The organism is Streptomyces shenzhenensis, from assembly GCF_021462265.1.
Classification (GTDB): Bacteria; Actinomycetota; Actinomycetes; order Streptomycetales; family Streptomycetaceae; genus Streptomyces; species Streptomyces shenzhenensis.
Genome location: NZ_JAJONF010000050.1, coordinates 56,224 through 74,157 on the forward strand (window position 1 = coordinate 56,224; position 17,934 = coordinate 74,157).

The 17,934-nt window shown below is 73.2% G+C and carries 17 protein-coding genes and 3 pseudogenes; 9 read left to right on the top strand and 11 right to left on the bottom strand.

All coding sequences use genetic code 11. The features are described 5' to 3' along the window. Positions 1–63: 63 nt before the first annotated feature. A pseudogene (locus tag LQ326_RS39515) lies at positions 64–1,152 on the bottom strand (right-handed parallel beta-helix repeat-containing protein); the annotation flags it as partial. Positions 1,153–1,342: 190 nt separating this feature from the next. Between LQ326_RS39515 and LQ326_RS39520 the strand changes: the two are divergent. After that, positions 1,343–2,272, top strand: coding sequence for an LLM class F420-dependent oxidoreductase (locus LQ326_RS39520; RefSeq protein ID WP_234543905.1), 930 nt, complete (start codon positions 1,343–1,345; stop codon positions 2,270–2,272). A 40-nt stretch (positions 2,273–2,312) separates the two neighbouring features. Here LQ326_RS39520 and LQ326_RS39525 read toward each other — a convergent pair whose 3' ends face one another. The 3 genes from LQ326_RS39525 to LQ326_RS39535 form a co-directional block, all read right to left on the bottom strand. Beyond that, complete coding sequence (locus tag LQ326_RS39525; protein ID WP_234543923.1) at positions 2,313–2,933, bottom strand: TOPRIM nucleotidyl transferase/hydrolase domain-containing protein; 621 nt, start codon at positions 2,931–2,933, stop codon at positions 2,313–2,315. A gap of 276 nt (positions 2,934–3,209) precedes the next feature. Further along, on the bottom strand, positions 3,210–4,085 hold the full coding sequence (locus tag LQ326_RS39530) for a PhzF family phenazine biosynthesis isomerase (protein ID WP_234543906.1): 876 nt from the start codon (positions 4,083–4,085) through the stop codon (positions 3,210–3,212). A gap of 145 nt (positions 4,086–4,230) precedes the next feature. Further along, positions 4,231–4,992 carry a TetR family transcriptional regulator gene (locus tag LQ326_RS39535; protein ID WP_234543907.1) on the bottom strand — a complete coding sequence of 254 codons (762 nt, stop codon included), beginning with the start codon at positions 4,990–4,992 and terminating at the stop codon, positions 4,231–4,233. 138 nt (positions 4,993–5,130) lie between these two features. On the opposite strand from LQ326_RS39535, the gene LQ326_RS39540 reads away from it, so the two are divergent. After that, positions 5,131–6,324: an FAD-dependent oxidoreductase gene (locus LQ326_RS39540; protein WP_234543908.1), complete on the top strand. Its 1,194-nt coding sequence runs from the start codon at positions 5,131–5,133 to the stop codon at positions 6,322–6,324. 182 nt (positions 6,325–6,506) lie between these two features. On the opposite strand, the gene LQ326_RS39545 is transcribed toward LQ326_RS39540, so the two are convergent. Continuing rightward, entirely contained in the window at positions 6,507–7,085 is a 579-nt protein-coding gene (locus tag LQ326_RS39545; protein ID WP_234543909.1) for a TetR/AcrR family transcriptional regulator, read from the bottom strand. A gap of 128 nt (positions 7,086–7,213) precedes the next feature. Between LQ326_RS39545 and LQ326_RS39550 the strand changes: the two genes are divergently transcribed. From LQ326_RS39550 to LQ326_RS39565, 4 genes are all read left to right on the top strand, one after another. After that, a complete protein-coding gene (locus LQ326_RS39550) occupies positions 7,214–8,233 on the top strand; it encodes an aldo/keto reductase (RefSeq protein WP_234543910.1) in 1,020 nt (339 codons plus the stop codon). Between the two features lie 81 nt (positions 8,234–8,314). Beyond that, positions 8,315–8,680 carry an MFS transporter gene (locus LQ326_RS49175; protein WP_234543911.1) on the top strand — a complete coding sequence of 122 codons (366 nt, stop codon included), beginning with the start codon at positions 8,315–8,317 and terminating at the stop codon, positions 8,678–8,680. After that, positions 8,617–8,904: an MFS transporter gene (locus LQ326_RS49180; protein ID WP_234543912.1), complete on the top strand. Its 288-nt coding sequence runs from the start codon at positions 8,617–8,619 to the stop codon at positions 8,902–8,904. The genes LQ326_RS49175 and LQ326_RS49180 overlap by 64 nt, the downstream gene beginning before the upstream one ends. A gap of 48 nt (positions 8,905–8,952) precedes the next feature. Then, positions 8,953–9,351, top strand: coding sequence for a hypothetical protein (locus LQ326_RS39565; protein ID WP_234543913.1), 399 nt, complete (start codon positions 8,953–8,955; stop codon positions 9,349–9,351). A gap of 1 nt (position 9,352) precedes the next feature. On the opposite strand, the gene LQ326_RS39570 is transcribed toward LQ326_RS39565, so the two are convergent. Then, positions 9,353–11,752, bottom strand: a complete 2,400-nt coding sequence (locus LQ326_RS39570) for a SpoIIE family protein phosphatase (protein WP_234543914.1) — start codon at positions 11,750–11,752, stop codon at positions 9,353–9,355. 182 nt (positions 11,753–11,934) lie between these two features. Next, positions 11,935–12,086: pseudogene (locus tag LQ326_RS39575) on the bottom strand (sugar ABC transporter permease); the annotation flags it as partial. Between the two features lie 247 nt (positions 12,087–12,333). Between LQ326_RS39575 and LQ326_RS39580 the strand changes: the two are divergent. Then, positions 12,334–13,278 carry an RNA polymerase sigma-70 factor gene (locus LQ326_RS39580; RefSeq protein ID WP_234543915.1) on the top strand — a complete coding sequence of 315 codons (945 nt, stop codon included), beginning with the start codon at positions 12,334–12,336 and terminating at the stop codon, positions 13,276–13,278. Positions 13,279–13,388: 110 nt separating this feature from the next. After that, a complete protein-coding gene (locus LQ326_RS39585) occupies positions 13,389–14,624 on the top strand; it encodes an NAD(P)/FAD-dependent oxidoreductase (protein ID WP_234543916.1) in 1,236 nt (411 codons plus the stop codon). 46 nt (positions 14,625–14,670) lie between these two features. Here LQ326_RS39585 and LQ326_RS48510 read toward each other — a convergent pair. Together LQ326_RS48510 and LQ326_RS39595 are read right to left on the bottom strand one after the other, a co-directional pair. Continuing rightward, positions 14,671–14,852, bottom strand: a pseudogene (locus LQ326_RS48510) (IS5/IS1182 family transposase); the annotation flags it as partial. 120 nt (positions 14,853–14,972) lie between these two features. Continuing rightward, on the bottom strand, positions 14,973–15,302 hold the full coding sequence (locus LQ326_RS39595; RefSeq protein ID WP_234543917.1) for an antibiotic biosynthesis monooxygenase family protein: 330 nt from the start codon (positions 15,300–15,302) through the stop codon (positions 14,973–14,975). A gap of 394 nt (positions 15,303–15,696) precedes the next feature. Here LQ326_RS39595 and LQ326_RS39600 point away from each other — a divergent pair, with 394 nt between their 5' ends. After that, positions 15,697–16,665 carry a YIP1 family protein gene (locus LQ326_RS39600; RefSeq protein ID WP_234543918.1) on the top strand — a complete coding sequence of 323 codons (969 nt, stop codon included), beginning with the start codon at positions 15,697–15,699 and terminating at the stop codon, positions 16,663–16,665. Positions 16,666–16,767: 102 nt separating this feature from the next. On the opposite strand, the gene LQ326_RS39605 is transcribed toward LQ326_RS39600, so the two are convergent. Together LQ326_RS39605 and dcd are read right to left on the bottom strand one after the other, a co-directional pair. Then, positions 16,768–17,274 carry a phosphoribosyltransferase gene (locus LQ326_RS39605; protein ID WP_234543919.1) on the bottom strand — a complete coding sequence of 169 codons (507 nt, stop codon included), beginning with the start codon at positions 17,272–17,274 and terminating at the stop codon, positions 16,768–16,770. A gap of 10 nt (positions 17,275–17,284) precedes the next feature. After that, positions 17,285–17,860 (bottom strand): dCTP deaminase, encoded by a 576-nt coding sequence (gene dcd / locus LQ326_RS39610; protein ID WP_181803915.1) that lies wholly within the window; start codon positions 17,858–17,860, stop codon positions 17,285–17,287. Between the last annotated feature and the right edge of the window lie 74 nt (positions 17,861–17,934).

Genomic DNA, 17,934 nt, shown 5'->3' on the forward strand with positions numbered 1-17,934 from the left:
CCCGCTCGGCCCGGGTGTCCACACCCTGTGGACACCCGGGCCGAGTCGTCTGCCAGGTGGTGGCTACGGGTTGACGACCTTCCCGCCGAAGGTGACGTTCAGCTTGCCCGACGAGGCGAAGGACCAGCCGAGGGCGCCCGAGTAGGAGGAGCAACGGGAGCCGTTGGTGCCCGTCCAGAACTGGTTGGAGCTGTCGGCGTCGCCGACCGTCTTGTCGTTGGAGCCGGCGACGGCGAACCGGCACGAGGTGTTGGTCCGGAACACCGAAGTGCCCGCGTCGAAGGAGAAGTTGCGCTGGGCGTTGTCGATGCCCACGTTGTTCGAGACGGCCATCGTGCCGGGGTTGCTGTTGTAGGTGAACCCGTGGTGTCCGTTGCCGTAGGCGATGTCGTGCTGCACGACGTGGTTGACGGCGATGTCGTCGCCGCCGAGCTTGTAGCCGTTGCGGTCGCCGTTGGCGTTCTGGGTGCCGTCGGTCAGGGTGCCGTTGCCGTACGAGAGCGAGTACTCGATGGTGACGGGCCCGATGGGGCCCGTGTCGGTCTTGGTGTACAGGTCCCAGCCGTCGTCGATGTTGTTGTGCGAGACGTCGTACCGGAAGACGTTGCCGGTGCCGGTGGTCAGTTTGGACGCGAAGCCGTCGGCGTTCTCGCCGCCGCTGTCCTCGTTGTCGTGCGACTCGGAGCTGACGACGAGGTTGTTCGACGGCCACTGGCTGCTGGGCGTGCTGGAGGAGATCCGGCCGAGCTGCAGCCCGGTGTCGCGGTTGTACGCGGTCACGACACGCTCGATGACGTTGTTGCTGCCGCCGACGTAGATGCCGTTGTCGCCGGCGTGCTCGACCGTGAGGCCGTACAGATGCCAGTAGTTGGCGAAGACCTGGATGCCCCGGTTCGACGAACTCTCGCTTTGGGCCGAGAAGTTGAGGACCGGGGTCTCGCCCGGGTAGGCGGAGAGCGTGGTCAGCGCGCCGGAGGTGCCGTTGGCGCCGGCCGGGATGGTCACGGTGGTTGAGTAGGCGTACGTCCCGCCGCGCAGGTAGATCGTGCCACCGGCGGCGATCCGGCTGATCGCCGAGGTGAGCGTGGTCGGCGCCGACTGGGTGCCGGCCGCGCTGTCGGTGCCGCTCGGCGACACGTACAGCACGCTGGACGCGGCCTGCGCGGGGCTGCCGGACACTGCGACGAGCGTGCCGGCGAGCAGGCCGACGGCCGCGATGACTGGTCTCACGTGCATCGTTCGTCTCCGTTCGTCTCCATGCGAGCATTGCGGAAAGCGCTTTCTCTGCGAAGCTAAGAGGGTGGCGTGCCCCCGTCAATAGTCATGTATGTAATTTAAGTTCATGAGTGTGATCGAAAAGGGAGCCGGGTATTCCGACAGCGATCGGAATGCCGGCAGCGACCCGCCGGTTGTCCGGGGCATGGACGAGATCCCGCGCAAGATCGACCTCGGCGCCATCGGCGTGTGGCGCCACGACAGGACCGAGCCCGAACTGGCCGTGGCGCTGGAAGGACTGGGCTACGGCACGCTCTGGCTGGGCAACGTGACAGACCCGGAACTGGCCGAAGTCGAACGGCTGCTGGACGCCACGGAACGCCTGGTGGTGGCCACCGGCATCGTGAACATCTGGTCCAACCCGGCCGACCGGATCGCCCGCTCGTACCGGCGCGTCGCCGAACGCCACGCGGACCGCTTCCTGCTGGGCGTCGGCGCCGGCCACCCGGAGGCGACGAAGGAGTTCACGCGGCCCTACGAGGCACTCAACGGCTACCTGGACGTCCTCGACGCGGGCGGTGTCCCGGTCGCCCGCCGGGCGCTGGCGGCCCTCGGCCCCCGCGTCCTGCGCCTGGCCCGAGACCGCACGGCGGCCGCGCACCCCTACCTGGTCACCCCCGAGCACACCCGCCGGGCCCGCGACATCCTCGGCGCCGGACCGCTCCTCGCCCCCGAGCAGAAGGTGGTCCTGGAGCCGGACCCCGCCAAGGCCCGCGCGATCGGCGACGCCACGCTCGGCTTCTACCTGGGCCTTGCCAACTACGTCGGCAACCTGCGCCGCCTCGGCTTCGACGACACCGACTTCGCGGACGGCGGCAGCGACCGCCTCTTCGACGCGCTGATCGCGCACGGCGACGCGGCCCGGGTGGCGGAGGGCGTCCGGGCCCATCTGGACGCGGGCGCCGACCACGTGGCGCTGCAGGTGCTGCACGCCGACGGCACCGACCCACTGCCGGTGTACCGGGCGCTGGCGGCGGAGCTGGGGCTGGGGCACTAGCGGGCCCTGGCGGGGCAGGCCCTGCGGGGGGCCTGAGGATTCAGGCGTCGGCGAGCAGGCCGGTGAGCAGCCCGTCGAGCGGGGCGGGTGCGTGGTCGGGGTCCAGGGCCGCGGCCAGCACCCGACCGTAGTGGATCTTGCGGCCGGACGTCGTGCCGAGGAAGCGGCGCAACTGCTGCTGCGTGGTGCGGCCGCGCTGGGCGGGCTGGTTCAGGAAGGTGCGCAGGGCGCGTTCGTCGCCCTCGGCGCGGGCGAGTTCGGCGACCCGGGCCGGGCCGAGGGCGCGGATCAGCTCGTCCTCCAGGTCGGCGGCGCAGACGAAGACGCCGTGCTGTGCGGCGCCGGCCCGCTCCAGGCCGCGGGTGTAGTAGGGGCGCTCGCGTTCGTCGCAGAGCCCGGTCAGGCGCAGGCCGAGGCCGGGCGGCCCGAGGAGGCGGGCGAACCGGCCGACGTTCATCGCCCCGCCCATCGACAGCACGCAGACTCCTTCGGCGGCCAGGTCCCGCCCCCGCCGGGCGGCCAGCGCGTCGACGGCCGCGACATCGCTGGGCCCTTCGAGCAGCACGGCGACACGGACGCCGAGCCGGCCGGCGAGGTCCCGCGCGGGTTCCCCCGCACCGTCGCGAGCCCATGCGCCGACGGCCTCCCGGAAGGCCGCCATGTCCGGCGTGCGGGGCGTGGTTGTGGGGGCGGAGGTGGCCGTGGCGTCGGGGGTGTGCGCGGTGTGGGAGCTGGTCGTGGCGTCGGAGGTGTCCGCCGGGCCCGAGGTGTGCGCTGGGTGTGAGGTATCCGCCGGGTCCGCCGTCTCCGTCATGGGGCGAGTCTCCGCCCGGAACCGGCGGTGGTGCCACGGAATATCCTCGGGGCGACTGCACGTGGTGGCGTGGGGCGACCGCACAACGCGCACGCGGGGCGACTGCACGCGGCGGCCGGTGGTTCAGCCGATGCGCGCTCCGGTGCCGCTGACGTGGACGCGCGGGTCGCCCGCGCGCAGCGTCACCGTGAGTTCGCCGGGGCGGCCCAGGTCCTCGCCCTGGTGGAGGGTGAGGACGGCGTCCTCGGGAACCAGGCCCAGCTCACGGGCGTACGCGCCGAACGCGGCGGCCGCGGCGCCGGTCGCCGGGTCCTCGACGACACCGCCGACGGGGAACGGGTCACGGACGTGGAAGACGGTGGCCGACTCCCGCCACACCAGCTGGACCGTGGTGAGGTCGAGGCGGTGCATCAGCGCTTCCAGGCGCGCGAAGTCGTACGCGAGATCCGCGAGGCGGGCGCGGGTCGCCGCCGCGAGCACGAGATGGCGTGCCCCGGCGAACGCGACGCGGGGCGGGAAGGCCGGGTCCAGGTCGGCGGCCGGCCAGTCGAGCGCGGCCAGCGCCTCCGCGAGGTCGGCGTCGGCGATCGCCTCGGTGTGCGGCACGACGCTGGTGAGGGTGGCCCTGACCGCCCCGCCCTCGACGGTGACCGCCACCGGCACGGTGCCCGCGCGCGTCGCGAACACCAACTCCCCGGGGCCCGTCCGCCCGGCGAGCGCGACGGCGGTCGCGATGGTGGCGTGTCCGCAGAACGGCACCTCGGCCTTGGGGCTGAAGTAACGGATGGTGTACGCCCGCCCGGCCGCGCCGCCGAGACCCGCCGGGGGTGCGGTGAGGAACGCGGACTCGGAGTAGCCGAGCTCGGCGGCGATGGCGAGCATGTCGCCGTCGTCCAGACCGGTGGCGTCCAGGACGACGCCGGCGGGATTCCCGCCCTCGGGGGAACTGGAGAAGGCGGTGTAGCGCAGGATCTCGGGCCGCGGCGCGTTCGTCGTCATGGTCACGGCAACGTGGGCCGGACCGACGGCTATTCCTGGCCGCGGGTGAGGTTCGGACGGGGCTCGGGTGAGCTCCGGGCTGCGGCCGGGCGGTTCGGGCGGGGGCCGGGCGGCCGGGGCGGTCCGAGTGGGCCGGGCGGGCCTGTCAGCGGTGGTGGGTGGCGGTGACGCCGGCGAGGACGAGGTCGACGCCGGCGAGGAACTGCTCGCGGTCGTCGTGCCCGCGTATCTGCTCCGCGACGGCCCGGGTGAACGGGTACTCGTCGGGGTCGAGTTCCTCCCACGCCGTCGACACGGTGTCGAGGAACTCGGCGCGGTCCACGCCGGGCGCGAGCGTGCGGGCGCCCGCCTTGTTCACTGCGTTCTGGCCGGCGGCGCCGAGGATGTAGTGCACCAGGGCGGAGGTCACCGTGAACCAGCTGCTCTCGGGCACGTCGAGGGCGCTCACCCGCCGCCCGATGCTCTCGAAGATCCGCGGTGTCACCGTCCCCCAGGGGTTGCGGGAGAGCTGTGTGGCGAGCTGTGTCGCCAGCCACGGATGCCGCACGATCGCGTCGAACAGCCCGAGCGCGACGAGCCGGACCCCGTCCTGCGCCGAGCCCGCCGCCCCGGCCTCTTCCGCAGGCGGGGTGGCCGGGGCGGCCGGGCTGGTCGTGGCGGTCGCGGCGCTGGGCCCGATGGCCACGGCGGCGGCGACCACCGCGTCCGTGGCCGCGCCGAGCAGCTCCTCCTTGTTCGCCACGTGCCAGTAGATCGCCCCGGGCCCGGTGGCGAGGCGTTCGGTCAGCGCCCGGAACGTCAGTCCGCTCTCGCCGGCCGTGTCGAGCAGCTCGACGGCGGCCTCGACGATGCGCTCGCGGGAGAGCGCCTGCGTGCGCCGCTGTGACCGGCGTGTGCGCGTTGCCATGGCGCCATCTTGACATGGCTGGAGCGCCGTTCCAGCATGGAACAAAATTCCAGACTGGAACGTTGTTCCAGAAAAGAAGCCCCAGAAGTCCAGAAGCCGGCCGCGAGAGGCCGTCCCCGCCACTCCCGAGGAGTCCCCATGCACACCCCCGTCACGATCATCGGAGCCGGACTCGGCGGCCTCATGCTCGCCCGGGTCCTGCACGTCCACGGCGTCCCGGCCACCGTCTACGAGGCGGACGCCTCCGCGACGGCACGGGCGCAGGGCGGACTGCTCGACATCCACGAGCACAACGGCCGGCGGGCGCTCCAGGAAGCAGGCCTGTACGAGGAGTTCCGCGCCCTCGTCCTGGAGGGGCGCGAGGCGACCCGGGTTCTCGCCGCCGACGGCACCGTGCTCTTCGAAGAGGCCGACGACGGCACGGGGGGCCGCCCCGAGGTGCTGCGCGGCGAACTGCGCCGGATCCTGCTCGAATCGCTTCCGGCCGGCACCGTCCGGTGGGGCCACAAGGCCGGCGCCGTTCGCGCCCTCGGCGAGGGCCGCCACGAGGTGACGTTCGCCGACGGCACCGCCGTCACCACGGGCCTGCTGGTCGGCGCGGACGGCGCCTGGTCACGGGTGCGGCCGCTGCTGTCCGCCGCCGTACCCGAGTACACCGGCACCTCGTTCGTCGAGACCTACCTGTTCGACGCGGACACCCGGCACCCGGCCGCCGCGAAGGCGGTCGGCGGCGGGGCGATGTTCGCGCTCGCGCCGGGCAAGGGGATCCAGGCCCACCGGGAGACCGGCGGGACTCTCCACACCTACGTGGCGCTGCGCAGGCCGCAGGAGTGGTTCACCGCCGCCGGTTTCACCGAGCCCGCCGGGCCCGCCGCGCCCTTCGATCCCGCCGGGGCGGCGGCGGTCGCCGCGCGGACCGCGGCGGAGTTCGCCGGCTGGGCGCCCGAGCTCGCCGCGCTGATCACCGATGCCGACACCGCTCCGGTGCTGCGCCCCCTGTACACCCTGCCCGCCGGGCACCGGTGGGAGCGGGTACCGGGAGTGACCCTGCTCGGCGACGCGGCCCACCTCATGATCCCGAACGGCGAGGGCGCCAACCTGGCCATGTACGACGGCGCCGAACTCGGCAAGGCGCTCGCCGCCCACCCGGACGACACCGAGGCCGCGCTCACCGCGTACGAGCAGGCGATGTTCGCCCGCAGCGCCGCGGAGGCCGCCGACGCCGCCGATCTCCATGAGCGCATGTTCGGCGACGACTCCCCCCACGGCCTGATCGCCATGTTCACCGGAGCCGGGGCCTCAGCGGGTGCCGGTGCCGGTGAGACTGTCTGACCGCGTTCCCGGGATCCGAGGCCGGCGCGCCTGGCCGGACTGACCGGACTGACCGGACTGACCGGTCGCCGGTCAGGCAACGGCTCTTCGGAGCGGCCGTGCGACGTGGCGCCCCCAGACGGTCGAGGCGGTCGAGGCGGTCGAGGCGCCCCAGACGGTCGAGAGGGTCGACGCCCCGCGCGTCACGTCGTGCGGCGCAGCCCGGTGACGAGGAGGCCGACCAGGCGGCGGGCGTCGTAGCGGGGGTCGTTCTCCGCGCCGATGCAGAGGTTGCCGACGCCGCGCATCAGCTCGTACCCGGTCAGGTGGGCGTGGATCTCGCCCGCCTCGGCCGCCGCGTCGAGGAGCTGGGTGCAGACGGGGACGAGGCGGTCCAGGAAGTAGGTGTGGAGGGAGTCGAGGCCCGACTGGTCGGAGTGCAGGGCGCCGGCGAGGCCGTGCTTGGTGGCCAGGAAGTCCACGAAGAGGTCGATCCACTCGCGCAGCGCGTCGTACGGGGTCGGGGCGCTGCCCAGCAGGGCTGGGCCGGCCTCGGCGCAGGCCTCCACCTGGTGCCGGTAGACGGCGATGATCAGGTCGGCGCGGGTCGGGAAGTGCCGGTAGATCGTCGCCGTGCCGACGCCCGCCCGGGCCGCGATGTCGCGCACCGGCGCCTCCACGCCCGAGGCGACGAAGGCCGCCGCGGCCGCCTCCAGCAGCGTCACCTCGTTGCGCCGCGCGTCCGCCCGCCGGGGCCGGACCGCCCGCTCTTCGTCCTTCATGTGCGTCCTTCGTCGGGTGTCCCTCGGCCGTCACTCTATCGGGGCGTTGTCAAACGGGACAGTGTTCCGTATTGTCGAAGACGTGAAGCGGGACGTCGTTCCGTTTGTGTCATGTGAGGAGACCCACCATGCAATACCGCACCTTGGGCCGTACCGGCGTGCAGGTCAGCGCGCTCGGGCTCGGCGCGATGAACTTCGGGGCGATCGGGCGGACCACCCAGGAGGAGGCGACCGCGATCGTCGACGCCGCCCTGGACGCCGGTATCAACCTGATCGACACCGCCGACATGTACGGGCAGGGCGAGTCGGAGGAGATGGTCGGCAAGGCGATCGCCGGCCGCCGTGACGACATCGTGCTGGCCACGAAGGCCGGCATGCCGATGGGGGACGAGCGCAATCACCGGGGCGGTTCACGGCGCTGGCTGGTCACCGAGGTGGAGCACAGCCTGCGGCGGCTCGGCGTCGACCATGTCGACCTCTACCAGATACACCGCTGGGACCCGGCCACGAGCGACGAGGAGACCCTGTCGGCACTGACCGATCTGCAACGCGCCGGGAAGATCCGCCACTTCGGTTCCTCGACCTACCCGGCATACCGGATCGTGCAGGGCCAGTGGGCCGCCCGCGAGCACCACCTGAGCCGGTACGTCACCGAACAGCCCAGTTACTCCCTCCTCCAGCGGGGCGTCGAGGCCCATGTCCTGCCGGTGGCGCAGGAGTACGGGATGGGTGTGCTGGTGTGGAGTCCGCTGGCCTCCGGCTGGCTGTCCGGGGCCGTGCGCAGGGGCCGGTCCATCACCACCAGCCGCGCCCGGTTCCTGCCCGACCGCTTCGACCTCACCCTCCCGGCCAACCAGGCCCGGCTCGACGCGGTGGAGCGGCTGGCCGCCGTGGCCGACGGAGCCGGGCTGACCCTGATCCAGCTCGCCCTCGGCTTCGTGACCGCGCACCCCGCCGTCACCAGCGCCCTCATAGGACCCCGCACCGTGGACCACCTGAGCTCCCAGCTCGCCGCCGCCGACACCGTGCTCTCCGCCGACGTCCTGGACGCGGTCGACGCGATCGTCGCCCCCGGCACCGACCTCGCCGCACACGAGAAGCACGACACCCCGCCCGCCCTGCTCGATGCGGCCCTGCGCCGCCGCTGACGCACCCCAGGGGCAGCCCGGCCCGGTCCCGCCCAGGCGGCCCCCGCCTTCGCCGAAGCGGGGTCCTGTTACCGTCCCGGCATGAGCAGGCCGAGCGGGCGGCGAGGCGGCCCGATGTGGCCGCTGTACGCGGCCGGGTTCACCACCGCCTTCGGGGCGCACGGCATCGCCGCCAACCTCGGCGGTCACAGCGCGGACGCGGTCACCTCGCTGCTGGTGCTGGGCGGCCTGCTCGCGCTGTACGACGGTGCCGAGGTGGTGCTGAAGCCGGTGTTCGGCACCCTCGCCGACCGGATCGGAGCACGTCCTGTCCTGCTCGGCGGCCTGGTCGCCTCCGCCCTCGCCTCCGGGCTGTACGCCGTGGCCGACAGCCCCGGCCTGCTGTGGGCAGCCCGCCTCGGCCAGGGCGTCGCGGCCTGGCCGGCATCCTCGCCGCCGCCGTCCTGACCGGCGCCGGCACCGGCCTGATCACCCCGCTCGGCTTCGCCGCGCTGGCCGCCGGCACCCCCGCGGAGCGCCTGGGCCAGACCATGGGCGCCGCCGAACTCGGCCGCGAACTGGGCGACGCGGGCGGCCCGTTGCTGGTCGCCGCGGTCGCCTCCGGCACCACCCTGACCCACGGCTACGGCGCCCTCGCCGTACTCACCGTCGTCGCCGCCGCGTCGGTCTGAGTATCCGTACTCTGTTCGGCGCCCCGGCCCGGCCGGAACTCTGGAGGCATGAGACATCACAGGCCCGTGCTGCGGGCGATGGTGCCGGCGCTCGTGGTGGCCGGGGCGGCGATGGCGGCCTGGGCCGCCTGGCTGGGCTGGGACCAGGGGTACGACGTGCGGGGCGACGGCTCGGTGAGCGGGCCCTACCAGGCGTGGCAGGTGGCCGGGCTGGCCGGGACGCTGCTCGCGGCGGTGTGCGCGGCGGCGGCCCGCGGGCACAGCGCCGCGGCCGTGGGCGGGACGACCGTGGGGTTGACCCTCGCCGCCTACGCCGACTGGTCGGGCGACGCCAGTGGGCTGTTCATGGTCGGGGTGGGGCTGGTCATGGTGGGGAGTTTCGTCGGCTCCGCCGTGGTGTCCGCCGTGATCGACACGCTGCGGCGGGAGCGGCCGCTCGCCCGGTAGGTCAGTCGGGCAGGCGCTGTTCCGCCCAGATCGTCTTGCCGGCGGGGGTCTGGCGGCTGCCCCAGCGCTCCGCCATCTGGGCGACCAGCAGCAGACCTCGGCCGCCCTCGTCGTAGACGCGGGCCCGGCGCAGGTGGGGGGCGGTGTTGCTGCCGTCGGAGACCTCGCAGATGAGGGCCGCGTCGCGGATCAGCCGCAGGGCTATCGGGCCGTCGCCGTAGCGGACCGCGTTCGTGACCAGTTCGCTGACGATCAGTTCGGTGGCGAAGGCCGCGTCCCTCAGGTCCCAGGCCGCCAGCTGCTGGCAGGCCATCTTGCGGGCCCCGGCGACGGCGGACGGGTGCTGGGGGAGCTGCCAGGTGCGGACCTTCGCGGTGTCCAGGGCCGAGGTGCGGGCCAGCAACAGGACGATGTCGTCGGCCGGGCGGTCGGTCAGGACCGTGCGCAGGACGTGGTCGCAGGTCTCCTCCAGGGGCGCGGCCGGGTCGGCCAGGGACCGGCGGAGCAGGCCGAGGCCCACCTCGATGTCGCGGTCGGCGGTCTCCACCAGGCCGTCGGTGTAGAGGGCGAGCAGGCTGCCCTCGGCCAGTTCCACCTCGACGGACTCGAAGGGCAGGCCGCCGAGTCCGAGCGGCGGGCCGGCCGGCAGGTCGAGGAAGCGGACGTCACCGGCGGGGGTGACGAGGGCCGGCGGCGGATGGCCGGCGCGGGCCATGGTGCAGCGGCGGCTCACCGGGTCGTACACGGCGTACAGGCAGGTCGCGCCGACCTCGCCCAAGGAAGCCGTCTCCGCCCGGCCGGGCACCTCCGGGCCCTCCTCGCGGTCGAGGCGGATGACCAGGTCGTCCAGTTGGGTGAGGAGTTCGTCGGGGGCGAGGTCGACGTCCGCCAGCGTCCGTACCGCGGTGCGCAGGCGGCCCATGGTGGCCGAGGCGCGGATGCCGTGGCCGACGACGTCGCCGACGACCAGGGCGACCCGGGCACCGGAGAGCGGGATCACGTCGAACCAGTCGCCGCCGACGTCCGCGCCGGACCCGGTGGGCAGGTAGCGGTAGGCGACCTCGGTCGCCGCCAGGCCCGGCGGCCGGCCGGGCAGCAGGCTGCGCTGCAGGGCGAGCGCGGTGCGGCGCTCGCGGGTGTAGCGGCGGGCGTTGTCCACGCTCACCGCGGCCCTGGCGACGATCTCCTCCGCGAGCCGCTGGTCGTCCTCGGTGAACGACTCGGGCGTGCGGTGCCGCAGGAAGTGGGCGAGGCCGAGGGTGACGCCGCGAGCCCGCAGCGGGACCATCAGCACCGAGTGGATCACGTGCCGGGCGACGGAATCGGCGCGGGCCTGGCAGGTCTGGAGCCACTCCTGCATGCCGGGGTCGCCGGGCCGGTGGCGGGTGCTGTGGCCGGCGAGCAGGGTCCGCATCGGGGGAGAGCCCACCGGGTAGTGGAACGCGTCGCCCGGGGCGGCCACCGACTCCGGGCAGTGCGCCAGCACCGACCGCTGCGCGGTACGGCGGACGGCGACCGGCTCGCCCGGTCGCAGCGGTTCCGGTTCGTCGCCGAGGGTGACGGACTCCAGCAGGTCGACGGTGACGAAGTCGGCGAACCCGGCCACGGCCACCTCGGCGAGTTCCTCGGCGGTGCGGGTCACGTCGAGCGTGCTGCCGATGCGCATGCTGGCGTCGTTGAGGACGGCCAGGTGGCGGCGGGCCCAGTACTGCTCCGTGGTGTCGAAGACGACCGCGGACAGGCCCTGCACCGTGCCGTTCTCGTCCTTCAGCGGGCAGAAGTACATCGACCAGGCGTGCTCCCGGGTCTCGCCGGGGGCCAGGGCGTGCTGTTCGTGGAAGACCGTCCGTCCGGTGCGCAGGACCTGCCGCTGGAGGCGGTCGTACTCGTCGTAGGGCGGGCTGGACTCGATCTCCCACACGGTCTTGCCGCGCATCTCCGCGACGGACAGGCCCATGATCCGGGTCATGCTCTCGTTGGCGGCGACGAACCGTGCCTGACGGTCGTAGATCGCCACCGGCATCGGCAGCTGGGCCAGCGTGAGGTCCCACAGGGTGGCGGCCCCGGGCTGGTCGCGTCCGGACAGGGGCACCCGCGCGGCACCGGTCACCAGCCACAGCGGCCGGCCGGTGCCGGCGTCCAGCGGGGTTCCCTGCAGGGACACGACGATCCGGTCGCCGTTGCGGTGCCGCAGCGCCACCTCGCTGGACCACCGCCACCCGTCGGCGACGTGCCGGCGCGCGGACGGGGGGAGCTCGGCGGCGAGCAGCAGCTGGACGGAACGGCCGACGACCTCGGCGGGTTCGTACCCGAGCAGCCGCCGGGCACCCGCGCTCCACACCAGCACCGCCCCACCGGCATCGACGACGACGGCGAGATCCTCCGGTACGCGTCCCGTCATGGTGCCTCCGGACGTCCGGGTACCCCGCTCGTTCTCAGCATCCCGCCCCGCCGTACTCCGCTCAACCGGCACCGGTCGGCACCGCCGGTACCTCCCCGCGGCGTCGCGCCCGGTATCGCGCCCTGCGTCCCGCCCTCCATCTCCTCCGGCGTCCCGCCCGGCATCCCGCTAGGTTCGTGCCCGCCCCGCCCCGCCGCCGCTCGCCGGGCCGGGGCGTCGCAGACCACCGCGACCAGCAGCACCCGCCGTTGATCACGAGCTGGACCGCGGGCTGGACCCCCAGGAGGGCCATGCCCGCGGCGATCGACTGGACGATGAGGACGCCGAGCAACGGGTGCCCGGCCCGGGGGCGGCCTCTCGGCCGGACGACGCCCCGGGCGTGGCGCCATCGGCGGAGCCGCATGACGTTCGTCCTCCGGTCGTGCGCGGCGGACGGCAGACGCCGCACGGAGCCCTCCCGGAAACAAGCGCACACCTCCTCACGGCGCGGCACCCGGACCCGGTGTAAACGGCCACGGCCCGCCCGCACCCGCCGACCTGGAGCCGGGACGGCCGGATGCGGGCGGGCTAGGATCCGGGGCATGGCCCTGACCGTGAGTGACGTGGACCGGTTCGAGGCGGCCCGGCCGCGCCTGGCGGCCATCGCCTACCGTCTCCTCGGTTCCGCGACCGAGGCCGAGGACGTCGTGCAGGAGGCGTACCTGCGCTGGCAGGCCGCCGACACCGCCCGCATCGAGGTCCCCGAGGCCTGGCTGACGAAGGTGCTCACCAACCTCTGCCTCAACCAGCTCACCTCGGCCCGCGCGCGGCGCGAGACCTACGTCGGCCAGTGGCTTCCCGAGCCGCTGCTCGCCGGCGACCCGCTGCTCGGCCCCGCCGACACCGCGGAACGGCGGGAGTCGGTGTCGTACGCGGTCCTGGTCCTGCTGGAGCGCCTCACCCCGGTCGAACGCGCGGTGTACGTGCTGCGGGAGGCCTTCGACTACCCGCACCGGGACATCGCCCGGATCCTCGACCTGACCGAGGCCGCCAGCCAGCAGATCCTGCACCGGGCCAGGAAGCACGTCGCGGACGGCCGGGCCCGCACCGAGGTCGACGAGGCCGCCGCCCGGCGGATCATCGAGGAGTTCCTCGCGGCCGCCACCAGCGGCCGGACCGAGCCGCTCGTCCAGCTGCTCACCGAGGACGCCGTCGCGGTCGGCGACGGCGGCGGGAAGGTCCCGGCCGCCGCCCGGGCGTTCGAGGGTGCCGTCGCGGTCGCGAAGTTCATGCGCGGCCTGTTCAAACAGGGCCCGGCCCAGCGTGCCCTGGCCGGCGGCTCCGTCGAGCTGCACCTCACCACCGCCAACGGCGGCCCCGCCCTGGTGGCGGTCGTCGGCGGCCGGATCATCGGCGTGATGTGCCTGGAGATCACCGCCGACGGCATCGCCGCGTTCCGCAACCAGCTCAACCCCGACAAGCTGGAGCGCGCGACCCGGCGATGGGCGGCGACCGGCCACGGCGATCCCCTGCTCCGCCTCTTCTGACCCCGGCCGCCGCGATGTGACCCGCTTCACACCGCACTCCTGTCAGGAAACGGCGGGCCGCCCGGTTCAGGGGGCGACCCGCTGAAGAGCTGGATGACAGGAGATCGGACATGCAGCACCGCATCGTCGTCCTCGGCGCCGGATACGCCGGAGCCGTCGCCGCCGGCCGCCTCGCCCGGCGGCTGCGCCGCGAGGACGTCGCCCTCACCCTCGTCAACGCCGAGCCCGACTTCGTCGAGCGCGTCCGGATGCATCAGCTCGCGACCGGCCAGGAGCTCAGGCCCCGGCCCTTCGCCGAGATGTTCGCGGGAACCGGCGTGGAGCTGAGGATCGCGAGGGTCACCGCCGTGGACGTCGACCGGAAGACGGTCACCATCACCGCCGCGGACGGCACCGGCGAGGACGCCGTACGGGAACTGGAGACCGTACAGGAACTGGAGTACGACACCCTCGTGTACGCCCTCGGCAGCGACTGGCACGACCAGGGCGTCCCCGGCGCCGCCGAGCACGCCGACCACATCGCGAGCCGCCCCGGAGCGCTCCGGCTGCGTGAGCGCCTCGCCCCGCTGGCGGCCGGAGCGCCCGTGGTGGTGGTCGGCGGCGGACTCACCGGTCTGGAGGCCGTGACCGAGATCGCCGAGGCCCGCCCGGACCTCGACGTCGCCCTCGCCGCCCGCGGCGCCCTCGGCGACTGGCTCTCGCCCAAGGGCCGCCGGCACCTGCGGAAGGTTCTCGACGGGCTCGGCGTCACCGTGCACGAGCACACCGCCGTCACCGCGGTGGCGCCCGGTCATGTCACCACGGCCGCGGGCGCGGCCGTCCCGGCCACCGTCACCGTGTGGACCACCGGCTTCGCCGTCCACCCCGTCGCGCGGGCCACCGCCCTGGAGGTCACCGCCGCCGGGAGGATCGTCGTCGACCAGACCATGCGCTCGGTCTCGCACCCGGACGTGTACGCCATCGGCGACGCGGCCTCGGCGACCGGCGCGGGCGGCAAGCCGCTCCGGATGTCCTGTGCCTCGGGCATCCCGATGGCCTGGCAGGCCGCCGACGCCATCGCGGCCCGCCTGACCGGCGGCAAACTCCCCAGGACCCCGCTGCGCTACGTCAACCAGTGCGTGTCGCTGGGCCGCCGGGAGGGACTGATCCAGTACGTCACGGCCGACGACCGCGCCGTACGGGCGGCCCTGACCGGCCGGACCGCCGCCCGCTACAAGGAACTCATCTGCAAGGGCGCGGCCTGGGCAGTCGCCCACCCGATGCTCGGCCTCCCGGCCCGGCGCCGCCGCGTCGTGGCGGAACCGGCGCGCGCGGACACGCCCCTGCCGACCACGACACCGGCCTGACCGCACCCGCGGGACGTCCGCGTCGCCCGGCAAGGTGGTCGTACACGGCGGCGATCGACGCCAGGACGTGTGCTCGCGCGGGTGCAACAGCGCCGCCATCCAACGCGCGCTGAGACGGACGGAGCTCGCGGCGCCGGTCGCCCTCCCGGGTGGCGACGAGCACGGTCACCCACTCCCCGAGCGCCCGGGCAGGTCGAGCGCGGCGGACGGATGACCAACGAGGCCCACGGGCAGCGTGATCGAGGCGTCAGACGCCTCGATCACGCTGCCCGTGGGCCTCACTCGTCGCGCTTCGTGGGGTCACCTGATCGGTGCCCGATCAGGGAACACCGAAGTGCCGCCGGGGTACTACGCGCTCTTGGGTTCAGCCTGCTGGACCACCTCGAAGGACCAGAGAACCGACCCCGTGGCCGCCGGCTTCGGCTTCTCGCCGCCCTCCGCACCACCGCCCTGGTGTGCCGCCTTCATCGGCCCCTCCATCCACGCCTGGAAGGACTCCTCGTCACGCCACCGCGTGTAGACGAGATAGCTGTCGGTGCCTTCGATCGGCCGCAGCAGCTCGAACCACTCGAACCCGTCGGAGCTCTCGACGGCATGGGCACGATGCGCGAACCGCTTCTCCAGCGTCTCCCGTTGTTCCGCCGGTACTTCGAGTACGTTGATCTTGACTACGCTCATGGGCCCATCCTGCCGCAACGGTGATCAGGAGAGCGTGAGCGACCGGGGAGCCGTCCGGTCGATCTCCGCCCTTGCGAAGCCGTCCCCGGAGCACGGCTCAGCCGGAGAGCAGCGGGCGGCGCGGTCACCGCCCTGCGCGGCAGCGCCTGCGGCATCACCGCCACGGGTGCCAGGTCCTCGGGTCCGGGCACGTTCGGGCTTCCCCGTACGTACGGCACTCTCGGCACCGGTCTGACCCGCTGACCTGGGCCGCGGCAGCACCTCCGGACGGTCCCGGACCGGCCCCCAGGGGGCCCTTGGGGGTCCCTTAGGGGATGTCACAGGTCTGCCGCAATGGCGGCCCAGGCCGTCCGAGCCCGCACGCGGCCGTCACGGACCAGGTACGTTCGATGACGTGGCTGGATTCAGGATCGGACGCGGCGGCCGGGACGACCGTGCCCCGCACACGCGACCGCAACAACCCGCGTACGGGCAGCAGGCGCCGCCCCAGAGCTACGGGGGGCAGCCGGGGCCGTCGTACGGATACCCGTCGGCCCCGCAGCCGTCCCCGCGGCACGGGAGCGGCCCCGGCTGGCAGCAGGCGCGTGGCGGCTACCCGGGGCAGGGCGGCGGCGACGGCCCGGAGTACTTCGGCGACGACAGTGGCAGAGGCAACGCCAACGGTTACGGCGGACAAGGCGCCGGACCGGGCGCCGGCACCCCCGACCCGTACGCGGCGAACAACCCGGGCCACACCCAGGCCTTCTCGGTCGACGAGGCCGACGGCTACACGCGGGGTGCGACCTACCACGCCGGCTCGGCGGCGCCGTCCGGCCCGATCGGCCCGCGCCTGCACTGGAAGGACCTGCTGAAGGGGATCGTCCTCGCCCCGAACCAGACGTTCCTCCAGATGCGGGACTACGCGATGTGGGGCCCTGCCCTCGTCGTGACCTTCCTCTACGGCCTGCTCGCCGTCTTCGGTTTCGACGGCGCCCGCGCGGACGCGATAAACGCGACCCTCACCAACGCGGTCCCGATCGTCCTCGTGACGGCGATCGCGATGGTGCTCTCCTCCTTCGTCCTGGGCGTGGTGACCCACACCCTGGCCCGCCAGCTCGGCGGCGACGGCGCCTGGCAGCCGACGGTCGGCCTCTCCATGCTGATCATGTCGATCACCGACGCCCCCCGTCTCCTGTTCGCCATGTTCTTCGGCGGCAACGCGGGCTTCGTCCAGCTCCTCGGCTGGGCCACCTGGGTCGCGGCGGGCGCCCTCCTCACCCTGATGGTCAGCAGGTCCCACGACCTGCCGTGGCCGAAGGCCCTGGGCGCCTCGGCGATCCAGCTGATCGCCCTGCTGTCGATCGTGAAGCTCGGCACGTTCTGACGCCCGACGCACGCGAGAAGGGCCCCGGCTGCCTGCCGGGGCCCTTCTCGCGTACCCGTACCCGTACCTGTATCCGTATCCACCGACGCCCGTCAGCCGTCCTCAGGCGTCGAGAACCTGCCCGGCCCTCTTCGCCACAGGCGGCAGCACGCTCCACGGGAAGTTGATCCAGGAGTCCGTCCGCTTCCAGACGTACTCGCACTTCACGAGCGACTGGGACTTCTCGTAGATCACGGCGGGCCGGACCTCGGCCACGTGATCGAGGCAGAAGTCACGGACGAGCCTCAGCGTCTTGCCGGTGTCGGCGACGTCGTCCGTGATGAGGATTTTCTTGTCGCTGAAGTCGATGACGTTGGGGACGGGCGCGAGCATCACCGGCATGTCGAGCGTGGTCCCCACCCCGGTGTAGAAGGCCACGTTGACCAGGTGCACGTTCTTGCAGTCGAGGGCGTAGGCCAGCCCGCCGGCGACGAACACCCCGCCGCGGGCGATGGAGAGCACTATGTCCGGCTCGTACCCGTCGTCGGCGATGCTCTGGGCGAGCTCGCGGACGGCGACGCCGAACTGCTCGTAGGTGAGATTCTCCCGGACGTCGCTGCCGCCGCTCATGCCTGCTCCCTCACACCTGGGTCCGATGGAAATTGAGGTAGGAGCGGGAGGCGGTGGGCCCGCGCTGGCCCTGGTAGCGGGAGCCGTAGCGCTCACTGCCGTAGGGGTGCTCGGCGGGGGAGGAGAGCCGGAACATGCAGAGCTGTCCGATCTTCATGCCCGGCCACAGCTTGATGGGGAGGGTCGCGAGATTGGACAGCTCAAGGGTCACGTGACCGCTGAACCCCGGATCGATGAACCCGGCGGTGGAGTGGGTGACCAGCCCGAGCCGCCCCAGCGAGGACTTCCCCTCCAGCCGCGAGGCGAGATCGTCCGGCAGCGTGATGACCTCGTAGGTCGAGGCGAGGACGAACTCACCGGGGTGGAGGATGAAGGGCTCGTCGCCCTCGGGCTCCACGAGCCGGGTGAGGTCCGGCTGCTCGACGGAGGGGTCGATGTGCGGGTACCGGTGGTTCTCGAACACCCGGAAGAAACGGTCCAGCCGGACGTCGATGCTCGACGGCTGAACCATGGATTCGTCGTAGGGATCGATCCGTACCCGCCCGGCGTCGATCTCGGCCCGGATGTCCTTGTCTGAGAGAAGCACGCCCCGAGGATACGCAAGGCGCGCGGACCCACGAAAACCGTGACGAGTCCGCGCGCCCTCGCTACTGCTGTTCC